Origin of the sequence: Methylobacterium sp. E-046, assembly GCF_022829625.1 — a bacterium.
GTDB classification, from domain to species: domain Bacteria; phylum Pseudomonadota; class Alphaproteobacteria; order Rhizobiales; family Beijerinckiaceae; genus Methylobacterium; species Methylobacterium longum.
The window spans coordinates 1-3910 of the sequence record NZ_JAKSYP010000041.1 but is presented as its reverse complement, the minus strand read 5'-3'; the positions used below and the strand labels follow the sequence as shown (position 1 = coordinate 3910).

Annotated in this window: 5 protein-coding genes; 2 read left to right on the top strand and 3 right to left on the bottom strand. The window is 64.7% G+C overall.

The window, feature by feature from the left end; all coding sequences use genetic code 11:
- Positions 1-321: 321 nt before the first annotated feature.
- Together MKK82_RS02200 and MKK82_RS02195 are read right to left on the bottom strand one after the other, a co-directional pair.
- On the bottom strand, positions 322-609 hold the full coding sequence (locus MKK82_RS02200; RefSeq protein ID WP_243984530.1) for a ribbon-helix-helix domain-containing protein: 288 nt from the start codon (positions 607-609) through the stop codon (positions 322-324).
- Between the two features lie 5 nt (positions 610-614).
- On the bottom strand, positions 615-1250 hold the full coding sequence (locus MKK82_RS02195) for a ParA family protein (RefSeq protein WP_243984528.1): 636 nt from the start codon (positions 1248-1250) through the stop codon (positions 615-617).
- Positions 1251-1971: 721 nt separating this feature from the next.
- On the opposite strand from MKK82_RS02195, the gene MKK82_RS02190 reads away from it, so the two are divergent.
- A complete protein-coding gene (locus MKK82_RS02190; RefSeq protein ID WP_243984527.1) occupies positions 1972-2139 on the top strand; it encodes a hypothetical protein in 168 nt (55 codons plus the stop codon).
- Complete coding sequence (locus MKK82_RS02185) at positions 2136-3161, top strand: site-specific integrase (RefSeq protein WP_243984525.1); 1026 nt, start codon at positions 2136-2138, stop codon at positions 3159-3161. The genes MKK82_RS02190 and MKK82_RS02185 overlap by 4 nt, the downstream gene beginning before the upstream one ends.
- A gap of 245 nt (positions 3162-3406) precedes the next feature.
- Here MKK82_RS02185 and MKK82_RS02180 read toward each other — a convergent pair.
- The coding region (locus tag MKK82_RS02180) for an outer membrane protein (RefSeq protein WP_409566768.1) at positions 3407-3910 on the bottom strand (504 nt) is incomplete at its 5' end.

Genomic DNA, 3910 nt, shown 5'->3' with positions numbered 1-3910 from the left:
AAAAAGAAGGCGATTTGGACTAACGACGAATAGGTTTACTGCGGCCTTAAAGTATGCAGTCTGTTCGGATGGGATCGTTAATGGAAAGCCGATCCACAATTTAGATCACTGTCGTTGCACTATCAGAAAGAGCCAAGACAGGTTTACATCGTCCCAAATACCGGGCGGCCATATCATCACGGCTCGCCCGGCTCGCGCACATCCCGACCGCGTCTGCAGCTGGTAGGAAGACGGCTTGCTATCAAGATGTCTCACCGTCAGCGCATCGAAATATCTCGATTTCGAGACGTCAAGGAGTCGAGCCGCTGAGAATTGGAGCCGTCACGACGCCTTGAAGCCGTGACGTCGCAGCACATCGCGGATTGCGTCTTCGGCCAGCGCCTGGGCCGTCGTGTCCTGGTCGAGGGCGATCTGGCGCAAGGCCTTCCGCTCGGCCGGCGTCATGCGGACGATGATCTGCACGCGGGTGTCGGCACCCTTCGCCTTGGTGGGCGTCGGCTGCGGCTCCGGAGCGGTCTGGGTTTCGACCGGCTTCTCGGTCTCAGGGGCCGGTGACTTCTTGGCCAGGCGATCCGCAAGGCTGGTGAGCGGCTGACGTTCTGCGGACATGCCCCCTACTCCTTCATCATGGACTGAACCTCGGACCAGAGCGCCAGCATCTCCTCGGCGGCTCGGCCATGCGGCTCGAACTCGTTGACCGTCTGCCCGCCGATGATAGCGTGAGACATCGCGACCCGCTGCGAGACCACGGCGGTCGCTACGGTGGCGCCCATGCGGGTCAGGGTCTCGCGCGCCTCCGACACGATGGAGGGCTCGGCTGATCCGGTGCGGGGCGGCGCGTGGTTGATGACGGCGAGCGGCTTCTTGCCGACGCGCTGCGCTAGGTCGAGGGTGGTCGCCACGGCTGCAAGATCGAATGGGCCTGGGCGGGTCGGAACGAGCACTAGATCGGCTACGCGCATAGCATCGGCGATCGAGCCTTCTGCGTGGGGCGGCGTGTCGATGATGCTGTAGGCCACGCCCTCCCCCAAGGCGGCAGGGAGGATCTTAGGCAGCTCGCGCGCCTCGCATTCGATAAGCGCCGGTGTGTCGCCCTGGCGCAGATCCCACCACCATTTCAGCGACCGTTGCGGATCGGTGTCGAACAGCAGCACGGGCTTGCCCGGTCCGGCAGCGATGACGCTGAGGTGCGTTGCGAGCGTTGTCTTCCCGACCCCGCCTTTTCGCGCCGCTATCGTGATGGTCTGCATGCGGAGCGTCCTGCCGTCTCGCGAGCGAGCATGGGAGCCGTCTGATTAACGAGCCGTCAAGCTTGTATGCCGTCGAGGCATCTGAACAGCGGCGCGTCTTGCACGCTCCCTGTCGGGACGTCGAGCTTTGACTGCATCGAGCTACTTTGCGCTCACGCAGTCTTTATGTCTCGACCTCAAGACGCCTTGCTATCACCATATCTTCGCGGTAGCTTCCGATAAGCGTCATTCTCGAAAGTTTTAGCCATAGCGAACATCAACGATCGTGAGGAAATGAAGCCAAGGCTATGTGCCAACGGGCGGAGCAAATGGCAGGGTTCGCCCTCCGCCAAGCGGCGGTGGGGAGCTTCACTCACATGACAGACGAGAACGACAGGGTTCCATTCCTTCCGGCAGAATGGCGCAGATCCGCAGAGGCCATCGCGCACGCGCTAGAGTGCACGCCGATAGCTCACGCGAGTGAGGCTGAGTGGGCCACCATCCTGCGCAACGTCGAGGAGGCGGCCCGCCTGCGTGGCATCACCGAGCCACCCTCTGGCTGGCAGGAGGCGCTGGCGCGCAATGTCGGGCGGGGGAAAGGGGACGGCTTACCTTGACCGTTGATCGGATGGCTCTTGGGTCAGGCTTTGCCTTGGTGGCGCCCCTCGCCACGAAGGCGCAGAGTGCGGTCACCCCGCGGCGGATCGGCTCGACGACGATGCCTGACCCTCGAAGCTCACGCATGGCTTGGATCGGCGCTTGGGGCGGCCTGTTCGGCTTAGTGGTCTACGGCCTCGCGCAACACGAGGAGATGCTGCCTATCAACCGGGTCCTGTTCGGCATCAATTCGACGCTGATGCTGATCTGGCTCCTCGTCATTCTCTTCGATGGTCCGGGCAGACAATCGTGACACCTGGTGCGCTCCCCGCCGCAGTGCCCGAGCTGGCGAGCGAGCTTTCTGTCGAAGTCGCCGCGATCGTCCGCGCGTACCAGCAGGCGAGCAAGGCGGACTCTACCGTCCGCGCGTACCGATCCGACGTGCAGGTGTTTCAGGCTTGGTGCGCTCGGTTCGGGTTCCGGTCGTTGCCGGCGTCGTCCGAGACGGTCTCGGCGTTCTTGGTGCACGAGGCGGAGGCTGGACGATCAGCCTCAACTATCGGACGTCGTCTGGCAGCGATCTCCTACGGCCACAAGCTGGCGAAGGTGCCGGACCCGACCGACGACGAGGACGTGCGAGCGACCATGAAGGGGATCCGCCGGCGGATTGGCACGGCTCCGACCCAGAAGGCCGCGGCCACGGTCGACGTGCTGCAGATGCTGCTGGCGAGAACGCCTGACACCCTCACCGGCAAGCGCGACCGGGCGCTGCTGGCACTTGGGTTCGCGGGGGCGTTCCGGCGAAGCGAGTTGGTGGCGCTCGACGTCGAGGACCTGCGCGAGGATCCGGAGGGCCTGCGGGTGCTCGTGCGCAAGAGCAAGGTCGATCAAGAGGGTAGGGGGTTTGAAAAGGCGATCCCGCATGGCCGGTTCGTCCGGCCGGTGGCGCTCGTACGGGAATGGCTGGATGCCGCCGGTATCACGTCCGGCCCGGTGTTCCGGCCGGTGTCTCGCTCAGGGCGGGTGCGGAAAGCGTCTCAAGCTGAGACGGTTTCGGATGAGGGGGTTTCGGCTCGAGTTGCGCCGAAACTTCCCCGGCTCACTGACCGGTCAGTCGCCAACATCCTGCAGAGCTACTGCGCGGCTGCCGGGCTCGATGCCTCGACGTTCGGGGCACACAGCCTGCGGGCCGGCTACATCACGACGGCCGCCGAGCGCGGGGCCGATCTCGCCCGCATCATGGACCAATCGGGCCACCGGGATCCGCGGACCGTGGTCGGGTACATCCGGCGGGCGAATGCCTTCAAGGGTCACAGCGGGAGCGGGTTCTTGTAGACCAGTTCGCGGCACCACGCTCCATTAGCAGAACAGCCAGATCCCAAATGGCAAACGCCCCAGGAGCGGTAAGCTCCTGAGGCGCTGCCGACCTCGCGGCCAGTCTGATCGGGCTGGGGATCCGGAGGCCAACCAGTATGTAGCAACGTCGCGGCAGGATAGCGATGAGGGGGACCAGACCCTCACGTCCACCTGCCGCAACCGCCCCGGTGCACAGGCCGGGAGCGGGTTGGCTTGGCCCGACCTTAGTACGAGCCGAACTTGTAGTTCAGGCCAGCGCGGACGACAGCGAACTCGGCGCTGTTGCGAACCGGCACGTTGTTGAACACCGGCGCCAGACCGGTGGGGGTGATGAGACCGCCGACGAGCGGGAGGCCCGTGTTGCGGCCCTGATCGAGGTTCACGTACAGGCCTTCGACCTTCAGCGTGACGGCCGAGGAGCGGAAGAAGTTCAGGAACGAGTCGGTGGGCAGGGCGTACTCGATGCCGCCGCCGACCGTGTAGCCGGTGACGAAGCTGCTGCGATTGCCGGAGAAGTTCTGGAACGCGACGCGCGCGCCCTGGTCGCCCGTGGCGTAGGCGAAACCACCGGTGCCGTAGAACAGCACGCGGTCGAAGGCGTAGCCGAGGCGGCCGCGAACCGTGCCGAAGAAGTCGAGCGTGCTGAGCAGGCCGTTGGCCGCAACAAAGTTACCGAATTGCGGGCCGGTCGCGCCAGACACGGCAAAGCTCTGACGACGATTGCCGAA

Coding starts and splice junctions, on each gene's coding strand:
- MKK82_RS02200 (WP_243984530.1), bottom strand. CDS start 609: ATGTCCGCAGAACGTCAGCCGCTCACCAGCCTTGCGGATCGCCTGGCC.
- MKK82_RS02195 (WP_243984528.1), bottom strand. CDS start 1,250: ATGCAGACCATCACGATAGCGGCGCGAAAAGGCGGGGTCGGGAAGACA.
- MKK82_RS02190 (WP_243984527.1), top strand. CDS start 1,972: ATGGCTTGGATCGGCGCTTGGGGCGGCCTGTTCGGCTTAGTGGTCTAC.